An 18,432-nucleotide genomic window follows, 5' to 3' on the forward strand; every position below is an offset into this window, starting at 1 on the left:
AAAGAGGATATATCCTCCAACTCCAGAATACAAAATCTGGTACCATCCGTCAATGATTAGATGGGGGATTAAAAGTTTTGGATGGGTTTGGCAAGAGAACAAAGTTGGGTCACGGGGATGGGTTTTGGACAGGGCGAGTTTTGGTTTTGGGCCACGGGGGTGGGACACGGGGACAGGCTCCCTGACCCACCATTTTTTTACAGGGACAGGGAACCTGTCCCTCTGACCCACAATAGAGAGGACTTTTTCCTCATTTTTAAAAAATAGAAAGGATATATTCGTCATATATCGAATTGACATAAACATTGAGTTCCCATCTCAACCTCTACGCCATTTGACAATCATTATTGGGATTTCAATAAAATCGAGAGGAGGAAAAAGGAATGAAAATGAAGTCTGCTTTAGTTTTAGGTACTGTTTTATTTGGATTGCTACTGCCAAGTCAGTCGTATGCCAACGAAAATTATGTACCGATTGAAACCATTCAGCCTGCGGTTCATCTTGAAAAACCAGAATTAAAACAAACAGGAGGGAAGCTGATTCTCAGTGATTCACCAGAAACATACTCTGATAGTGGGGCGTTTTATCGTGATTCCGCCACAGGAGAATTCCGTGTATTCTGGCATCATCAAAATGTAAGCGGAGAGGATCGATATGTCAGCCTTGCTCTAACAAATACGTCAAATGAGGCAGTAAAGCTATATTCTAAGGGAGTTGGTGCGACAGCTAGCATTTATCCTGACGTAGCTGGAAAAGAAGCGTTAGTACAGTTCTTAGAGGAAAAGGCTAAAAAGAAATTCATTAAAACACTACAGCCTGGCGAAAGTTATTACCTTGAAACATTTGCAGTTGATGGAGACACGGTAAGCGGAATTGCTCAATATGATGTTTATACGAAACACGGTCATAAGCCGGGTACTGTTACTGCAACCATACTAAACTATGCAGAGCGTCCAACTGACCCACTTTCTGTTGAAATCTTACCGCCTGACTCACATGTTCGCGGAAGTTTTCCACATTTTGATCGCGAAGGTATACTTACGTATGATACAGCTTTAGGAAATGCCTATATTCGACTTTCATCTGCTGCGTATGGACAATGGAGCGATAAATTACCGGGTGAATATGAAGAAGGTATTAGTGTAGTCGATGGTAACAAACCAGTAATTAACAATGGCAACTACGGTGTGTTATATAATTTAGACGTTAACGTGGAAAATAGCCTACATCGCCCAGTGGAACTCTCCATCTATGACAACCCTGCAGGAGGATTTGGTCATTTTGTTATGCAATGGAATGGGCAACTTCAAACGACCGGGTTTCTAAGCTATGTAAATGCATGGAAGTTTGCATCCGAACAAATTGGAGCCAACGGCAATCAATACGACTTTGTCACAAGCCTTCCAGGCGGCGCATCAGGTCCATCCGTTATATACTTTGTACCAGAAAACTAAAAATAGTGGGTCACGGGGACAGGCTCCGTGACCCACCATTATTTTACAGGGACAAGGAACCTGTCCCCCTGACCCATTCACTGACCCATTTAGTCTTCTTTTAATTGTTGGATGTATGAACTTAGTTGTTCAGACACTTCATGCGATATATGTTTGCCTGCGTGTTTTTGAACAAATAGCTTTAGTTCTTCTAGTTTCTGGTTACCATTACGTATTGCTTCCTCAGCTTGTTCTACTGAACCATTTTCTTTTAGTTCCTCTGCTGAAACAAAATCGTTTTGCGCTTCTGCTAATCTGGCACGTACAGCTTGTTTAATGCCGTTATTATTGAAAGTAGCACCTTCAATAAACTCAACTACTCCATCAAATGTAACTTCTTCACCAATAACAGTTACCACTTGTTGGTGTGTTTTGAAACCATCAACATGTACAACGATTTCAATCTGATTTTCTCCAGGCTGAAGTGAAGACTGTGCAGAGAAATCACCATTAGATTCCACAGACGCTGCTACACCATTCACATAAACCTCGGCTTCTCCAGGTCCCACTACTTGAACCTTACCTTGATAGTCGAAACCTGCTGTTGAAAAAGTTTTCCCTTCGTAGTCTAAGGCGCCTCTTACCAAAGCAGATCGCACTTTATCTCCAATATCGAAGTTCGTAGCAAGCAGAACTCTTTTTTCACGTGCACCCGAACGGTCAAGCGCCGATAGGACGAAGCCACCTGATGGAATAAGACTATTATTATCTTCTACATTCGTCCAGTTCCAGTTCATCGCTTGTTGTTTATTCACCATTTTAATAACTTCACCGCTCGCATCAACAACTGCCTCTACGCCCCATTTATTAGTCGCCGTTGATTGCCCAAACGAGTCAGAGTACACGTTCAAATTATCATCATTCCGATTGATATTTAAGAAGTCGCCAACAAACGGTTTTTCTGGATCAGTAGGATTACTAATGCCCAATACATAATCCTTCACATATTCCTCATCTGCAATGGACGCTTTTATGACAGGGAAGTTAGCTTGTGAATAGTCAAACAGCATAAGTCCACTTGTATTTTGCAGACCCGCTTGGAATACCTCTCTTTGTAGGGCTGGGTCTTGTAAATTCACTAATGCCATACCTGAATATAGAGGTACTTGCCCATCTGTTAAAATATTTCCGAGAGTGATATATTTATTGATTTCCTGTGCTGTTGTTTGATATGTACCAATCATGAGGAAATCCAATTTATCTGTATATGCCGTTTGAGCATACTCTTCTCCATATAAACTTTCTTGCGGAAACTGCAATCGAGGATCATAGTCGAAAGTTGGACTTGACCAGTTTACCCCGTTTAAATAATACGACTCATACCACGAACCTACATAGGCTGATAATTGAATATCACGGTTATCTTTTACATTATATTGGTCTACTAAATCCCTTGTTTCTTCTACGAAACTATTAATAACGCCGGATCTGAATGTAAACCATTCATTGATCAGTGGACCATCCACACGATTACTACCTTCATAATAAAATACATCCTGTGGCCAGTTGGTTACCTTTTTTCCTTTTTCAGCAAGATACTTCTCAAATTGTGCTTTAGTTAGGTCACTAAAATCAGCAAAATAATTGTCATATCTGCCACGGTCTAGTAAGACACCGTCAACATCATAGTTTTTCATAACCTCTTCAAACGTTTTTAACTGATATTCTCGAACCTCAGGGTTAGAAGGGTTAACAAAGGTTACTAGCGCACCGCTTTTCCCATACTTACTTTCTCTTAATGGTAAAATGTCGCCGTTATCTTCCGAGCGATACACCATCTCTTCCCATTCTGGATAATCGTCTAAAACTGCAAACTCATTATGCGCGATTGAGCCTTCCGCAAATACATTAAAGGAAGCATGAACTTCCATATCTAATTGATGACCATGTTGAATAAATTCTTGTAATAAATCTAGGTTCGGATTTGACCCACTTCTTCCTTCTGCTGTCATTTCACTTACATATGGACGATTTGTCAGATCAGTTTTTTGATAAGAAGTGAAACCTTCAACGCCCTTTACATCTAAAACAACTGCCGTTACACCGGCATCTTTGGCTTCAAGTAGCGTGTTGAGAATATCTTGGCTAGTTTGGAACCTTCTTGCGTTTGGTCCTTGCTCAACCCAGAGAAAGACCTCTTTTTCAACAGATGGATTGTCCTGATAGTAAACAATTACTGATTTTTTATCATGTAAAATCTCATTCTTAAATATTTCTACATCTATATAATTGGTCCCTCGTGTTAATGCATAATCATATTGGAAGGAACCATCTTCCTGAAGCTCTATCTCTTGTCCATTTAGTAGTACTTGATAGTTTTCACCATTTTCATAGTTTTGGATGGATCCAGAGATCGTCTCTTGTGCTTTTGTAACCGTATACAGCAATTCGTTTTGTAAAGAAATACTTGCCTTCAATCCAGTACCTGTCATAAATTCTGTAATTGGAACGACATTACCATTCTTTCTTAGCTTAATTTCGTCGTTAATTTTAAAATTTGTAGCTAAGAATTTTCGGAAGTTTTTATTTGCCCAGGAGTCGTCATGTGCAAGAAGCACATATCCCCCTTCTGGTATTGCTAGATTTTGCTCATCCTCCCAAATAGGCGGCGCACCATTTACGGATTGATTGACCACTTTTGTTACTGTATTGTTCGCATCTACTTGAACCGCTACCCAGTTCTTTTTCACTAAAATTTCTGTTGCATACTCAGATGTGTAAAGCATAATAAAATCTGCTTTGCCCTCAATACTTTCATCAATGTAACTTATCACATGCTTAGGACCCATTGGATCAATGGAAGCGTCTAATGGAGCTGCCTCAACCTCAATCAAATCATCATTTGTCGATTGGGCAAATGGAGAAACCGGAAACAAGGAAACAATTAATAGTAAAGATAGAAAAACACTACATAACCTTCTGATTTTCACAACTTTCACTCCTTGTAAAATAGTAATTTGGACAAGCAAAAATGAGTACTTTCCACCTCCGATACAGAATTAGAAGGTAATAACCACCGAAATATTATAAAATTTCGGAATTATCCTCCTATTTTTAACATAGCTAAGTCCATAAACCAGGTCAACAAGAAAGTACAATCCCATCAACAAACAGGAAAAAAGTAGTAGAACTATAAGACTATTGTCCGGGATTGGGTCAGGGGGACAGGTTCCCTGACCCACAAAACATATTTGAGATTATCTCACTCATCCCATAAAAAAATAGGTATTCCATCTGGAACACCTATTTTTATGTTTATTTTGGGTCACAGGGACAGGTACTGTGTCCCACAGTCCCGCTTTGCTCGCTGTATTACGCTTCTTGAAATACCTGTTATCCGGGACAACTGCCTGATGCTTACCCCCTTCATACCTTTCAGCTGAAACAGGATGGCATCTCGCATTTCGCGATCCATCTGCTGTAATACACTCAATGTCGGAATGCCCATTTTTTGCATCAATTCCTTAACCTCACTATCAAGCATTCGTTTCATTTCCTCATACTCGAGGCACTCGTCATCGTTTCGTGCTTTCATAAACTCAATAAATTGCGGCACAGCCGACTCCCGCTCTGAAGAAAACAGAGTCAGAGCAAATTCAATATCTACTATATCTGTGTTATGGATATATTCAAATACGCTTGTCCAATTCGATTCAAATACGCCTCCGACTAACCCTGCTTTAACTGGATTTTGATGAATATAGCGAAGTACCGTTAAAAAATACCGCTTCGTCTCTACACTTTCACTCTTATACCGCTCCTGAAACAAGTGTCCACAACGCTCATATTTCGAATTGTAATAATAGACATAGCTTGAGCTTATTCTCTTTATGACATTTCCAATGGGATCGGCCGTCTCTCTCACTAGTAGATGAACATGATTATCCATCAAACAATATGCATACAGCTGGTAGTTGCTGATTTCCTTACAGCGTTTTAAAATATTGAGAAATCTAGATTTATCCTCATCGTCTTCGTAGATCAACTGTTTATTGACCCCTCGCAAAATAATGTGATATATCCCGTTCTTGCTCTTTATCCTAGCTTTTCTAGGCAACTAGCAATCATCCTTTCTATGTAAAATGGAAAAATCTAAATAGGGTTTAAAAAATGTAGGTGTTTTGAGGTGAATTTGAAGAATTACTTGGAGCATAGAACATGAGCAGATACATGCAATTTTGCTAGAATTCAATCCTTTCCTTCATATTATTTCTGCACCTTGAATCTACCAAATAGTCTAACAACTGTCAATATACGTGGGTCTGGTTTTGTGGTCGCAGGGTGGGTCACGGGGATGGGTCACGGGGACAGGTTCCTCGTCCCACCATATTTTTACAGGGTCAGGGAACCTGTCCCCCTGACCCACAAAAAAACCAGGAGAATTTCTCCCGGCACCTAATTCCCATTCTTTTTATCAATTGTTTCTCTAATCTTTTCGTTTCCTTCATCCACATACTCCCGCCATTCACGATTGCCATTGTCAACAGCTTCTCTCCATAACCTATTTCCTTCATCGACGGCGTAGCGCCATTTGCTATTTCCGTAATCAACGATGTCAGAGAATATTTTACGGGCTGGATGATCGTAGTCTTCGAATCGTTCCTTAAGATAAGCCTGCGCTTCTTTCATTCGTTCCTTCTCGCGCGTACTCTTCTCTTTCATGCTCTCTTTTGTGTTATAAGCCAATTCCTTTTTCTCTTCCTTTATTTCGTATGCCTGTTCTTTCCCGGCCTCTTTCCACTCATACCACAGCTTTTGAATTTCCTCATACTGAGCCCTCATGTATTTCTTTAAGTCTTGCTCAGAGTTAACATACGTAAACTCACCATTCCCGGCCGTTGCGACTTCTTTTAAAAGCTTTTGCCCGTCATTATCCACATCAAATCCAATGATATTCACAACTGTTTGGATATCTGCGGATACAAGGTTCTTAGCTTCTTGAACTGGGTCACCATTACACGTTTCAATCCCATCACTCACTACGTATACCACAACATCATCTGCAGTTTCTGGTATATCCTCCTTTACGGATTGCAAACCCAAAGCAATTGGCGTCCAGCCGACTGGCTTCACTTGGGCCAACGCATTTTGGAAACCACCTTTTTCAAAACTATCATTATATAAAACGTCCGAGCTGCTGCATGACAAACCTTTATCCGACTCACTATTCGAGCCTTTATGCCCGTATACCCGTAGCGAAATCGTTGCATTCTCTGGAACTTGTTCAGCAAATTCCATAACTGCTTCTTTTGCTGCATCCATTCTCGTCTTATTTCCTACCTTAGCCGCCATACTTCCGCTCGCATCAACTAAAATCGCATAGTGGGCTGTTTTTAAAGCAGGAGCATCCACCGTTTCATCTGGACGGTCAATTTCAACATCAATGCTTGAATCGAAAAATAACAGTGTTTCCATTTCCTCTTGATAATCCTCAGCAAATAGAAAAATCAGTTCCTCCATGTACTGCTCTTCTGTCAGATCTTCAGGTAATTGATCTAGTGCCTCATTCACTTTCGCCTCTTCGTAATTTTCACCACTAAAAACACCCGGTTTCCTCAGCATTTCCTGCTCTAGCTCTGTTAACTCCCTGTCAAGTCCTTCAATCTCATAATAAGCTGCTTCCTTCGGGGTATAACTTTCTTCTGTCTCCGCAACTTCAGTCTCTGATTCTTCCACCTTTGTTTCCTCAGGATCCGCCTGTACAGACTTCTTTCCCTCGTCCGAAGAACAAGCAGACAACAACACGAGCAACATCACCAAGCTAAAAACAAACCTCTTCATTACTTCTCCCCCCTGGGTCACGGGGACAGGCCCCGCGTCCCACCATATATTTATAGGGACACCGAACCCTTCCCTCTGTCCCACACTGCATATCTCCTAAAACAATACCGACTCTATAATACTTCAATTTCGACACATATTTTACTATATATGTAAAAACAGGTAATTAGTTTCATAAAAAATGATAAACAGGAAGAAAGGTGTAGGTCTTATGTCAGGCAAACAAACAGGTTCGTTTGTCCCCACTTTATGTGGGACAAGGAACCTGTCCCTCTGACCCAAAAAAGACCCCACCCGGAAAGTGTGTAAGCTTTTCCGGATAGGGTCTAGAATTGTAGGTGAACCAGGTGGGTCAGGGAACCTGTCCCCCTGTCCCGCTTATTCCCAAATTGCGTTTACGTTGTTGGTAAGTATTTCTTTTATTTCGCTGTCAGCTTTGCTGTTATCTAGGTGTTTTGTGAAGTCTTGTAGGTGTTTTTTAGCTTGTTGTACGTCGCCTTTGTCATAGTGATGTTGTGCTTGGTTTAATCGGTTAGTTAGTTGTTTTGCTAGTGAATGTTCAATTTGTCGAGTTGCTTCTAGCTCTCCAATCTGATTTGCTAATGTAGCTGTTGTGACTGTAACTGTCACGGTTAGCTTATTTGATGTGTACTCTTCATCCTGGTACGTCACGATTGCTTGAACCTCGGTATTTCCTGCATTTTTCCCAACAAATTTTCCGCCTTCTACCGTAGCAACAGTAGGTGAGCTACTTACCCACTCTACATCCACTTCATCTAAATCGACTGGTTCGCCATTTGTAAGGAGGACAGATAGTTCTGCTTCCATTTCCTCACCTTGAAGTAGGGTATCTTCTGCTGTAATCTCAACTTTATCTAATACAACTTCTCTTTCATACGCAAGTTTAAAATCATCGTAATATGCCCCTGAAGTTTGAAAGAAATTGGACGCGCCTGCAAATAATTTTGCAGAAACTGCATTCTCAGGTGCTTCAACCGTTGCACGAACCGTTTGCCATTGCTTATGTCCACCTCTTACATGAATGATGTTGACTCCATCCACATCCTTACCAACTTGCTTACCAGCACTATCAAAGTAACGGATGAAGAAGCTTGCACTGCCATCCTCTAAATACATTTCAACTGTACTCGTATACGTAACTCCAGCTGTAACTGGAATTGGATCTGACACAACAAAAACTGTTTCTTTATCAGACCTATCCGTAACTTTTAAGGAATTACTCCCTGTTTTAGCCTTCTCATTAGTTATCCCATATGACACATTGTTTGTAATGCCGAATAAAGACGACCAACCCGGAATTGAACCATTTTCTCCTACAGCACCTTCAAATCCTTCATTTTCAATAGATACTGGCACTGTTTCGTAGATAGGGACAACAGGGGGTTTTCCACCATCAATGACAGGTATCATTTTTAGATAATACTGATCACCGTCGATAAAATAAATATTTTGGTTGCCTTCGTTATCATATGCGAGTTCGATAAACGAGACTTCAGGTCCCGACTCTATTAAGCTCACATGTTTGAGATCGTCTGATTTTGGATCAACAACCGCTAGTTTTCCACCAATATCGGTATATAGTAACCCATCTTCACCAAACAGGATGTGAACAGGTCTCCACATTCCTCTATTTTTAATATTTGGATAGAGATTCTTAGATTTTACAACTTCAAGCGTTTCTGGATCCATTGCGAACAGGATCCCATCAACGGCTCCCCATAACAAACCGTCTTCATCAAACGTCAATCCACTAATCATTGGTGGGTTATCTAACTCTGGGAAGTCTAATTCAAACTCTGTGATTTTCTTTTGGCCTTCCACATCCCACACAAACATTTTCGCCTTTTTAGCAGTAGGCTCGATATCTAAGCCACCACGGATTGTTGTAGAGCCATAAATTTTACCATTCTTATAAGCAAGACCCACAATACTTTGATCTTGAACTACATTTCTATGCGTCTCTCTTTCACCAGTAATAGGATCATAGATTGTAAATGTCCCACCTAATTTTTGATAGTAGGGAATCGTTCCAATTAACAATTTCTCATTTTCGAATTTCATGATATATGGACGGTCTTGTTCGTACTCATCGTATAAATTGAAAAGTGTTTCAACCTCTAACGTATCCGTATTCATCTTCTGAATAGAAGCACCCGAGTAAATCCCGAAGTACATGTCAGAGCCATTCCCAGCAGCCATGCCTTCTGCTTGGCCTTGTGTATACGAGATCATTTCGCCTGTTTTTGTGTTATATCTTGCCCCTTTAGGACCTCCAGGATATGTAGTCATATACAGGTTTCCGTCTGGACCAAGCCCAAGACTATGTAATGCTAACGGCTGGTCTCCATTCATCGCCAATGGTAAATCAATTATTTTCTTAGCTTCCAAATCCACCGTCATGATTTCTCCGGATCTTTTTAGGGTAACAAGTCGTAAATCTGTGGAATCCTCTCCGAAATCAACAAACGCGCTTCCACGCCACCCCGCTGGATAACGGATCCCTGTTTCCTTTGTTTCCAGTGTGGCCAAATCCACTTCTAAAATATGGCGTTCATTAATGACATATGTTTTGCCATTATTCACAGCTAATTGAGTGTATCCAAAAGCTCCATAATCGTCCTCAGAACCATCGCCTTTTATACCACCAATTACTTTATCTACCCACTCTTGTGAAGTTAAATCATATAGCATAATAGTACTTACACCACTAAAACGTACAAATAAGTAGTTTCCAGCAACCTCCATATCATAGGCAAATTGCATTTCATTAAGAGTCTTCCCTAGGATTTCAGGTGCATTTTTGGTGATGTTTTCTTTTTCTAGCGTCTCGGTATGAATTCGGTATACATTCCCAGTAACACCCAATCCAGCGTAAAGATACCCATCATGGTAGGTTAATGAACGTACATAGCTTGCATCACCATCGACATCTACTTTTCCTAGATCAACAAATTTTTGCTGAGAGATATCATATTTGAAAATCTTACCTTCTTTTTCCTTATATGTTCCTATATAGACGTTCCCATCGTCATCGGTTGTGCTACTCCAGAATTGATGGCTTGCATCTGGAATACCGAGATTCTTAACGGTTTTTGTTTCTGGTGAATAGCTCCAAAGCTCACCTGCGTTACTTTCTGCTAATCCAGCAATATACACGGTTCCATCTGGAGCAATGATATGTGACCAAACCTGGCTTACCTTCCCTAATTGTGCATCAAAAATAACCTTATTGCTTTTCACATCAATAACATTAAACATCCCGCCATTTGCTGTTGTGTACACAATATCCTTGCCATCTTCCTTACCAAATACCGCATCGGTAGCAACCGCACCTGTAGCGGGTGTACCTAGGTTCTGCACTTCTTTAAATCCGCGCCCTTTTAATTTCGCAACCACTTGATCATCCTGATTCGTTTCGGCACTTACACTAAATTGAAAGAAACTAGTAATCAACACCATAACTAAGAGACTAGAAATCAACCTTCGAAAACGTTTTTTCCCCATTTGAGATCTCCCTTCAATTTAAAAGATTTAAGACTCGCAACGCCTACCTAAAATGGAAATCCACAAGCAGCGTTGTTACGAAAAATTGCATTCCTCCTCGCATTCAACAAATCAGAAAATTGCGAATCTACTTCGAATTATATATTTCAAATCATTTATGTAACAAGTCTTTAATAGGACTATAAGTTGTCTTTTCCACGTCTTTATGGTATAGGAAATTAGTCGTAGTGCAATATACCCTTGGTGATTTTGACATAAAAAAACTCCCCCTAAGCTTAGGAGGAGCGTGAATTGATCTGGTTCAGTTGTTCTGGTTGGGTCGTGCGTTGGGTCAGAGGGACAGGTTCCGTGACCCACAACAAAAACTGGGACAAGGTACCTGTCCCCGTGTCCCACTATTTTTGTTCTAGTACTTTAATGAATTCTCTCATATAGTCTGGTAGGTCTGGTGGGCGGCGGCTTGATACGAGGTGTCCGTCGGTGACAACTGGTTCGTCATACCAGGTAGCGCCTGCGTTTTCCATATCATCTTTGATGCCCGGGGTACTTGTAACTTTTTTTCCTTCCAAGATCTTAGCTGAAATCAGCACCCAGCCTGCATGGCAAATCTGTCCGATTGGTTTTTTGTCCTCTTCCATTTGCTGAAGCATTGTTAACACCTCAGGGAATCTGCGAATTTTATCTGGAGCCCAACCTCCAGGAACTAAAATGGCATCATACTCTGCTGCCTTTATGTCGCTATACGCATATTCGGACTCAGCAGGAACACCATACTTTCCAATATATTTCTGATTTCCTTTTTCTCCAACAAGGTCAACAATCGCACCTTCTTCTCGAAGTCTCAAAACAGGGTACCATAATTCTAGGTCTTCAAAATCGTGATGAACTAAAGCGATAACTTTTTTTCCTTTAAGTCTCATTGATTTAACACCCTTTCAGCTGTAGTTTTAATAAAGGTATCATTCAGTCTATTGTTTATCAACTTTTTAAAATTACAGAATAATTTAGTCCAAATTCTATTCCCGGTAACTAAGGTCACTAATAGATCTAATAGAACGATTACATAAATGGCAATGAATCTCAAATATTACTTGTTCTTATTTATGAAACAATGCAGATTAAAAAACTTTTATAAGTGGTAACTCTATAAATCCACTTTGCAATACGACAATATCATCCTACTAAATAATATTTTTCACCAAACTAAAAGACATGATATTGTTTTCATTCATGGCAATGACGGATTTGACATTATAAACGTATTATTGCACTCCCCAACGAAACGATCGAAATTAAAAACGGGATTGTTTTTGTAAATGGAGAGCCTATAGAGGAAAATTATACAATTGGCTCATCAACCGATATGCCCGCAATCCTAGTTGAAGAAGGTTCTTACTTTGTCATGGGTGATAATCGAACACCTGGAGAAAGCCTGGATAGCAGAAGCACTGATATCGGACTCATTCCTGCAACACAAATTAAAGGGGAGGCTTTTTTTTCAATAACTTCCTTTAAACCCTTATAAACTATCAAGGAATCCCTCAATCAAACCTATTCCCTCAAAATCTACCTAAAGTCACTGCCATTGATTAGGCAGTGACTTTGTCTATTAGTCCCTTCTATCCCCCAAACACAGCCCTCCCCATAACCGCATGTGTCGCACCAGCTTCATCTAAGAAGGGTAGGTGCTCGTATTTGACCCCTCCATCGACCCAAATTTCTCCCTGGAACTTGTGATTCTTTGCTACTTTCCTAACCTTCTCAACCATTTCCTTGTTGAACAATTGCCCTTGCCCATCTGGCTCTGAAGTCATAATTAATACAGCATCGAGTTGTTTCAATAAGTAAAGATAAGGTTCAATTGGGGTTATTGGATTAAATGCTAATCCACACCTGAGATTAGCTTTTTTAACTCTTGCTAGAAAATCACTTGGATAGGGAAGTGACTCAATATGAGCGAAAATGATACTTGGTGATAGGTCTTTTATCTGTTCTATGTATTCATAGGGATTGGTAACCATTAGATGAAACGAGAACGGAAGAGTTGTAACACTCCGAAGCGATTGGATTGTCTTTAACCCGAAAGTGATATTCGGGATAAAATTACCGTCCTCTATATCAATATGAAGATCATCATAATGATCCTGAATTTTCATTACTTCATGACCAAGCTGCAATTGGTTTGCTGATGCGATTGATGGTGAAATCTTCATGTGTACCTCCTCATCTTTGATTATAGTAAGCAGTAGTCCAAATTATGTCTCACAACATTAACCACAAAAGCAAATTCCCTAGATAAACTATCTAGAGAATTTGTTCCAATACATGCCTACACCAGTAGTCTGCCTTACTCCACATTTCTTACAGTATTCCGCGGCTAGTTTTTCTGGGTCAGGGTACCTGTCCCTCTGTCCCATACTGCTCTAGGAAAAGAAAAACTGGCTCCTACCGCAACAAATCTGCAGGTGGGTCAGGGAACCTGTCCCCTATCGCAACAGAACCGGAGGTGGGTCAGAGAACCTGTCCCCTTGACCCACTCTGTTAGTTCCTGAATCGTTTGACTTCGTCCATGAATTGTTTGACTCGGGTTTGGTCGACGTGGTTGTTGAAGTTTCCTTCGTATTTGAATGTGGTTCCGACGATGGCCCCGTCTGCGACTTCTAGTTGCTGCTCGAAGTTGTTGAGTCTGACTCCTGTGTTGGCGAAGAGGACGGTTTCTGGCACGGTATTTTTCACTCTTCGCATCAGCTGGGCATCGGTTTCGACACCAGCTGTCAGTCCGGACACACAGAGTGCGTCAGGTCGGTTATTAAAAACGGTTGATTTGGCAATGCTTTCGATATCCCTTGGCGCCAAATAGCTGGCAGCTTCAGGAATGATATTAAATAATACTTTTACATTATCAGCGCCGACATGATGCTTATGGCGGATGGTGTCTCCAACGTTTGTATTCCAAATCCCGAAGTCACTTGCATACGCTCCTGTAAAGATTTCTCTCACAAACAGTGCGTTTGTGGCAGCTGCTAAATCAAGTGATTTTTTGGCATCCCATAGGACATTTACGCCAAAAGGTATTTTGATTTCACTTTTTAATTCACCTATAATACGTGCCATTGCTGCAACTGTTTCAGTACGCACATCTGTCAAATAAGGCAGGCTGAATTCATTTGAAAACATGACCGCATCAACCCCACCATCTTGAAGGGCATGTAAATCCTTCCGAGCCATTGAGATCACATAGTCCATCCCTTTTTCAAGATCAAAGTTTGGATCACCAGGGAGTGGCAACAGATGACACATTGCAATAATACATTTTTCCGTTCCAATTACTTCACGTAACCAAGTCATACCTACACCTCTTGTTAGTCATTTTTTTAATTCATATTCTCCGAAGTAGGAGGCTTTCTGAAGAAATATAAGACTGCCGCGACGAACGCGATAATTAATAGCACGCCAACGATTTTTAACTTAGCGAATAAGGAGAACACATAAGCCACTAGATTACCAGCAGATAGCGCCGTAATTTCTGTTGCTCCTTCTGGGAAGTTAAAACCAGTGCTCATTGCAGTTTCAGTTATAACAGGAGCAAAATAACTTGCTAGCATTAAGATAATCGCCATGACAATGGTTCCACTTATTAAGGTTCTAAAGAAATCCCCTCTATGAATTGGAGTGGCCATTGCGATAAAAAAGGCAGTTGCAGCTAAGTCACCAAATGGAAGAGTTGTATTTAATGGGATAATCATTGCTAGAAGTAGAGTGATTGGGATTAGTAGGATTCCGATTGTGATGGTGGTTGAATGTCCAAGAGTTACTGCTGAATCAAGTCCGATATAAAACTCGGATCCCTTGAAGCGTTTTTCCAAGAAGGCTTTTGCGGCATCTGAAATTGGGACGAGACCTTCCATAATCACTTTGACCATACGTGGTAAAAGGAGCATAAGAGCAGCCATCGCTACACCTAATTCAAGTGTTTGCTTCACATCATAGCCAACAACTAAACCAATAAGGATACCTAGGAACAATCCAATCATAAATGGTTCACCGAATATACCTAGTTTTTGGTTAATCGCAGCTGAATCTATTTTTTTATTTTTAAAGCCTGGAATCCTGTCATACACCTTATCGAGAAGCATGTAAATAGGGACTGTCGTAATCGCGAATCCCTGAGGAATGGAGATACCTGGAATACCAATTTCTTTCTGGACCCTTTCTGCGGATGCATCGGCGATTTTCAGAGCAATGATTGCGTGCCCCGCTGCACCTAGTAATCCATACCAGAAATTGTTTGTAATCGACATAATAATTGCGCCTGAGAAAGCAAAGTGCCAATAGTTCCATATGTCGATATTGACGGTTTTGGTTTGCTTTGTTAAAAGCATGAGGAAATTGACAATAATGATAAAAGGAATAATAACGGCTCCTACCTTTGTAGCGAATGCTACACCCGCTGCAGCAGGCCAGCCCGCGTCCACAACAGATAAGTTCAAATCAAATTTTTCTATTAAGATAGTTGTTACTGGTCCCACATAGTCCCAAATAAGGTTTAAGACTAAGTTCAGACCTACAAACCCAATCCCTACTAACACACCCGCACGGATTGCCTTTCCAATGCTAAGACGGAACACAAGCCCGACGATCGCAATAATAATAGGAATCATAACGGTGGCACCTAAACCACTTATATAATCAAACACGCTAACAATAAAATCCATACACACTCCCCCTTATGTGTTAAAAACTATGAAAGACTCGCTAATATCTCTTTTTCTGTTTGCTCTGTACCTATTCCCGTAATAAAAGAAATACCTAAAACAATCGGAATTGAATATGAACGGTCGACCTTCATTGACGTCACAATCACATCTGCTTGATCCACATAGCGTGAAATATCACCTAGCGTACATTGAATAATGTTTGCTTGTATGTTCTGAGAGGTTAGTAGTTTTTGGACTCGGTCACAGATTAATGTTGATGTTGCGACACCTGCACCACAAGCTACGACTATAGTCTTCATTGCGCACCTCCTTTCTCAAGTAAGTATTGCTTTCCGAATGATGTATGAGTCGTGAGCGACTGTAAAAAATGAAAGAGCACATGTATGAGTGCTTTTACATCAGATAGACTGATTGTTTCGATTGGAGTGTGAGTATATCTTGTAGGAATGGAAAAACCAGCTGTCATAATGCCCTGCTCTGCAAATGAAATGAAGGCATTTTCCGTAATCACTCCGAGCGCAACCTCATGTTGCAGGGGTATATGCTGTTCCTCGGCTATCGTTACAATGTGTGTGAATAAACGTTGATCCGGTAGTACTCCGGCCAATGTCCCTCGACCATGAAAGTTCATACACGTGATTGCAGGCCCATTGCCTAGGACAACGTCAGAGTAGCCATTCATATCTGGTGTATCACATGAAGGAGTGACATCAATCCCTATCGAAACATCTGGGGATAGTTTTCGGACAACTGGCATAATGCCGCGAATGTTAAACTCCTCCTGTACACAAGCAACAAGATGAATATCCCATTGAAGTTTATCTTTTATCTTACTTAGCTCCTGAGCTAGCAGTAGCAAGCAGGCACAAGCTGCTCGATTATCCATGGCTTTGTTAGCGATAAGGTCACACGCTAATTCTGTAAAATCAGAATGATAGGTAATGAAGGAACCAACGGTAACACCCAGTTCTTTTGCGTGCTGTCGTGAACGTGCGCCAATGTCCACATACATGCCATCAGTAGGTACTTTTCCTTTTTGATCCTGCTTTGTAAAATGATGAGAAGTGGCTCCAATGAGACCTGGAAGAACCCCATTTGTACAGATTACATCCACTTTTAACCCTGGCAACACATTTACATGAACGCCACCGATTCGTTCAACCCGCAAAAAACCATTCTCCTCAACCTTTCGGACAATAAATCCGATTTCATCCATGTGAGCAAACAGCATGAGCTTTTTCGGATTCGGAACGTCTGAGTAAAAGGAACATGTCACATTCCCTAAAGGATCAATTTCAATTTGGTCGCCATATGGTTTTAAAGCTTTTACCATATAAGAAATGACCTCGTCTTCGCGAGAACTAATACCAGGAATGGATGTTAATTCTTTTATATATTGTTTGACCTGTTCCACTGATTCACCCCCTTCGAAATAGGTCTAGAACATCCTCTTTTGTTTCTGCTCGTTGAATGTTCTTCATAAATGCTTCATCTTGGAAAAGGGACATGATTGTCTGTAATACTTCTAAATGCTGTGACGAATGTTTCAACGCTAATAGAAACACGACACGTACCACTACCTCTTCATCTAGTGCACCCATGTTTCGGAAGGCTACATTATCTCCCAAAATGGCTATCGCAATTTTTTCTTCTATTACATAGGACGGGTCAGCATGAGGAATTGCAACCCCACAAGTGCTTGTGGCAAGGCCTGTTGGATACAGCACCTCCCTTTCTAAGAGGGCTTTTGTGTATCCGGGCACTGCATAGCCCTTCTCCGTTAATTCGTCACCAAGTTTACGCAGAAGTTGTTCGCTTGAATCGAATTTCCACCCTAGAAAAAGTAACTCTTCATCTAGTAATCCATTAAGTAGATTCACTCACATGTCCCCTTCCTCTTTGCCAGCTGTAATAATGTCAACAGAAAGCTTTTTCCACGACTGTAGATCCGTTGATTGTAAAATACCTTGGTCCGTAATAATCGTTTGAACCTCTACAATATCCGCAATCTTGATAAAAGAAATCGAATCAAATTTACTGCTATCTACTAATAAAAATCGTTCCTTACAAATATTGATAAAAGCTTTTTTCACACTTGATTCCTCTATATTCGAGTTCGTTATACCCTTGTCAATGTGTATCGCATCTGCACTAAGGAACACTTTATCCACATGGAATTGACCTATCATCATTTCTGTTATTGGTCCAATCAGGCTATAAACACCTTTTCTCTTTTGACCACCAAGAACGACTAGCTCTATTCCATCATTTTCTGCTAGGATCATCGCAACCTTTATATCATTTGTGATAACTGTGATATTTTCCATATCCTTAAGTTCTTCGGCTAGCATCAATGTCGTGGTTCCACTATCAAGGAGTATGGTTTCACCTGGAAATATATATTGTTTTGCCATTCTAGCAATCTGTTGTTTGCTCTCATGTGCAAATTGTTCCTTCATGCTTTGCTTCGGTTCAAAATTTGTTCCCTTTTTTACACTTTTCGCTCCACCATGCGTTCGAATGATGACACCTCGTTGTTCAAGTAATTGCAGATCCCGAACGATAGTGGGCTTTGACACTTGGCACAAGTCAATTAGTTCCGTAGTTTTCGCAAATCCTTTTTCATTGATGAATTGCAGTATTTTTTCAGCCCTTTCAGCCTGAAGCATAAAAAATAACCACCCTTCTTACAAACAATGTATGAACCGAAATGAGTGATTATGATTCAATATGATATGTTTTGATAAAAAAAGATGAGGCGTTTTGTTATACAGTCTAGTGGAAAATATAGGAAGAATCACAACGTTTCATAAGGGGAGGAAAAACCGAGGGAAAAGTGTTACAATATTTTACAATTTGAACCAATTGGGACAAAGGTGTGGGTCGGACGTTGGTCGTGGGTCGTGGGTCGGAGG

14 protein-coding genes are annotated in these 18,432 nt (G+C 40.6%); 2 read left to right on the forward strand and 12 right to left on the reverse strand.

Annotation, left to right across the window (positions count from 1 at the left end; all coding sequences use genetic code 11):
- The first annotated feature begins 383 nt into the window (after positions 1 to 383).
- A complete protein-coding gene (locus ACWNMY_RS09140; RefSeq protein WP_449537921.1) occupies positions 384 to 1,454 on the forward strand; it encodes a hypothetical protein in 1,071 nt (356 codons plus the stop codon).
- 89 nt (positions 1,455 to 1,543) lie between these two features.
- Here ACWNMY_RS09140 and ACWNMY_RS09145 read toward each other — a convergent pair whose 3' ends face one another.
- The 5 genes from ACWNMY_RS09145 to ACWNMY_RS09165 all read right to left on the reverse strand — a co-directional run bounded on the left by ACWNMY_RS09145 (position 1,544) and on the right by ACWNMY_RS09165 (position 11,719).
- On the reverse strand, positions 1,544 to 4,423 hold the full coding sequence (locus tag ACWNMY_RS09145; RefSeq protein ID WP_449537922.1) for a family 10 glycosylhydrolase: 2,880 nt from the start codon (positions 4,421 to 4,423) through the stop codon (positions 1,544 to 1,546).
- A gap of 335 nt (positions 4,424 to 4,758) precedes the next feature.
- Complete coding sequence (locus ACWNMY_RS09150; RefSeq protein ID WP_449537923.1) at positions 4,759 to 5,550, reverse strand: transposase; 792 nt, start codon at positions 5,548 to 5,550, stop codon at positions 4,759 to 4,761.
- A 338-nt stretch (positions 5,551 to 5,888) separates the two neighbouring features.
- The gene (locus ACWNMY_RS09155) at positions 5,889 to 7,274 is read right to left on the reverse strand and encodes a VWA domain-containing protein (protein ID WP_449537924.1); all 1,386 of its coding nucleotides are present in this window, start codon (positions 7,272 to 7,274) and stop codon (positions 5,889 to 5,891) included.
- A 378-nt stretch (positions 7,275 to 7,652) separates the two neighbouring features.
- The gene (locus tag ACWNMY_RS09160; protein ID WP_449537925.1) at positions 7,653 to 10,799 is read right to left on the reverse strand and encodes an FIMAH domain-containing protein; all 3,147 of its coding nucleotides are present in this window, start codon (positions 10,797 to 10,799) and stop codon (positions 7,653 to 7,655) included.
- A 395-nt stretch (positions 10,800 to 11,194) separates the two neighbouring features.
- Positions 11,195 to 11,719, reverse strand: a complete 525-nt coding sequence (locus tag ACWNMY_RS09165) for a type 1 glutamine amidotransferase domain-containing protein (protein WP_449537926.1) — start codon at positions 11,717 to 11,719, stop codon at positions 11,195 to 11,197.
- Between the two features lie 383 nt (positions 11,720 to 12,102).
- On the opposite strand from ACWNMY_RS09165, the gene ACWNMY_RS09170 reads away from it, so the two are divergent.
- Positions 12,103 to 12,324: a S26 family signal peptidase gene (locus tag ACWNMY_RS09170; RefSeq protein ID WP_449538423.1), complete on the forward strand. Its 222-nt coding sequence runs from the start codon at positions 12,103 to 12,105 to the stop codon at positions 12,322 to 12,324.
- Between the two features lie 94 nt (positions 12,325 to 12,418).
- On the opposite strand, the gene ACWNMY_RS09175 is transcribed toward ACWNMY_RS09170, so the two are convergent.
- The 7 genes from ACWNMY_RS09175 to ACWNMY_RS09205 form a co-directional block, all read right to left on the reverse strand.
- Positions 12,419 to 13,012, reverse strand: a complete 594-nt coding sequence (locus ACWNMY_RS09175) for a ribulose-phosphate 3-epimerase (protein WP_449537927.1) — start codon at positions 13,010 to 13,012, stop codon at positions 12,419 to 12,421.
- Between the two features lie 328 nt (positions 13,013 to 13,340).
- On the reverse strand, positions 13,341 to 14,147 hold the full coding sequence (locus tag ACWNMY_RS09180; protein WP_449537928.1) for a BtpA/SgcQ family protein: 807 nt from the start codon (positions 14,145 to 14,147) through the stop codon (positions 13,341 to 13,343).
- Between the two features lie 26 nt (positions 14,148 to 14,173).
- Entirely contained in the window at positions 14,174 to 15,514 is a 1,341-nt protein-coding gene (locus ACWNMY_RS09185; protein ID WP_449537929.1) for a PTS galactitol transporter subunit IIC, read from the reverse strand.
- A gap of 26 nt (positions 15,515 to 15,540) precedes the next feature.
- Positions 15,541 to 15,816, reverse strand: a complete 276-nt coding sequence (locus tag ACWNMY_RS09190; RefSeq protein ID WP_449537930.1) for a PTS sugar transporter subunit IIB — start codon at positions 15,814 to 15,816, stop codon at positions 15,541 to 15,543.
- Positions 15,813 to 16,931: a M42 family metallopeptidase gene (locus ACWNMY_RS09195; RefSeq protein WP_449537931.1), complete on the reverse strand. Its 1,119-nt coding sequence runs from the start codon at positions 16,929 to 16,931 to the stop codon at positions 15,813 to 15,815. Before ACWNMY_RS09195 ends, ACWNMY_RS09190 begins: the two co-directional genes overlap by 4 nt.
- Positions 16,932 to 16,935: 4 nt before the next feature.
- Positions 16,936 to 17,397, reverse strand: a complete 462-nt coding sequence (locus tag ACWNMY_RS09200; protein ID WP_449537932.1) for a PTS sugar transporter subunit IIA — start codon at positions 17,395 to 17,397, stop codon at positions 16,936 to 16,938.
- Positions 17,398 to 18,186 (reverse strand): DeoR/GlpR family DNA-binding transcription regulator, encoded by a 789-nt coding sequence (locus tag ACWNMY_RS09205; protein WP_449537933.1) that lies wholly within the window; start codon positions 18,184 to 18,186, stop codon positions 17,398 to 17,400. It abuts the gene before it with no gap.
- Positions 18,187 to 18,432: the final 246 nt, after the last annotated feature.

This window comes from Ferdinandcohnia sp. Marseille-Q9671, from assembly GCF_976954385.1.

Bases quoted from the DNA above. Each gene is read 5' to 3' on its own strand.
- ACWNMY_RS09175 (WP_449537927.1), bottom strand. From the start codon at position 13,012: ATGAAGATTTCACCATCAATCGCATCAGCAAACCAATTGCAGCTTGGT.
- ACWNMY_RS09205 (WP_449537933.1), bottom strand. From the start codon at position 18,186: ATGCTTCAGGCTGAAAGGGCTGAAAAAATACTGCAATTCATCAATGAA.
- ACWNMY_RS09155 (WP_449537924.1), bottom strand. From the start codon at position 7,274: ATGAAGAGGTTTGTTTTTAGCTTGGTGATGTTGCTCGTGTTGTTGTCT.
- ACWNMY_RS09160 (WP_449537925.1), bottom strand. From the start codon at position 10,799: ATGGGGAAAAAACGTTTTCGAAGGTTGATTTCTAGTCTCTTAGTTATG.
- ACWNMY_RS09190 (WP_449537930.1), bottom strand. From the start codon at position 15,816: ATGAAGACTATAGTCGTAGCTTGTGGTGCAGGTGTCGCAACATCAACA.
- ACWNMY_RS09185 (WP_449537929.1), bottom strand. From the start codon at position 15,514: ATGGATTTTATTGTTAGCGTGTTTGATTATATAAGTGGTTTAGGTGCC.
- ACWNMY_RS09165 (WP_449537926.1), bottom strand. From the start codon at position 11,719: ATGAGACTTAAAGGAAAAAAAGTTATCGCTTTAGTTCATCACGATTTT.
- ACWNMY_RS09140 (WP_449537921.1), top strand. From the start codon at position 384: ATGAAAATGAAGTCTGCTTTAGTTTTAGGTACTGTTTTATTTGGATTG.
- ACWNMY_RS09180 (WP_449537928.1), bottom strand. From the start codon at position 14,147: ATGACTTGGTTACGTGAAGTAATTGGAACGGAAAAATGTATTATTGCA.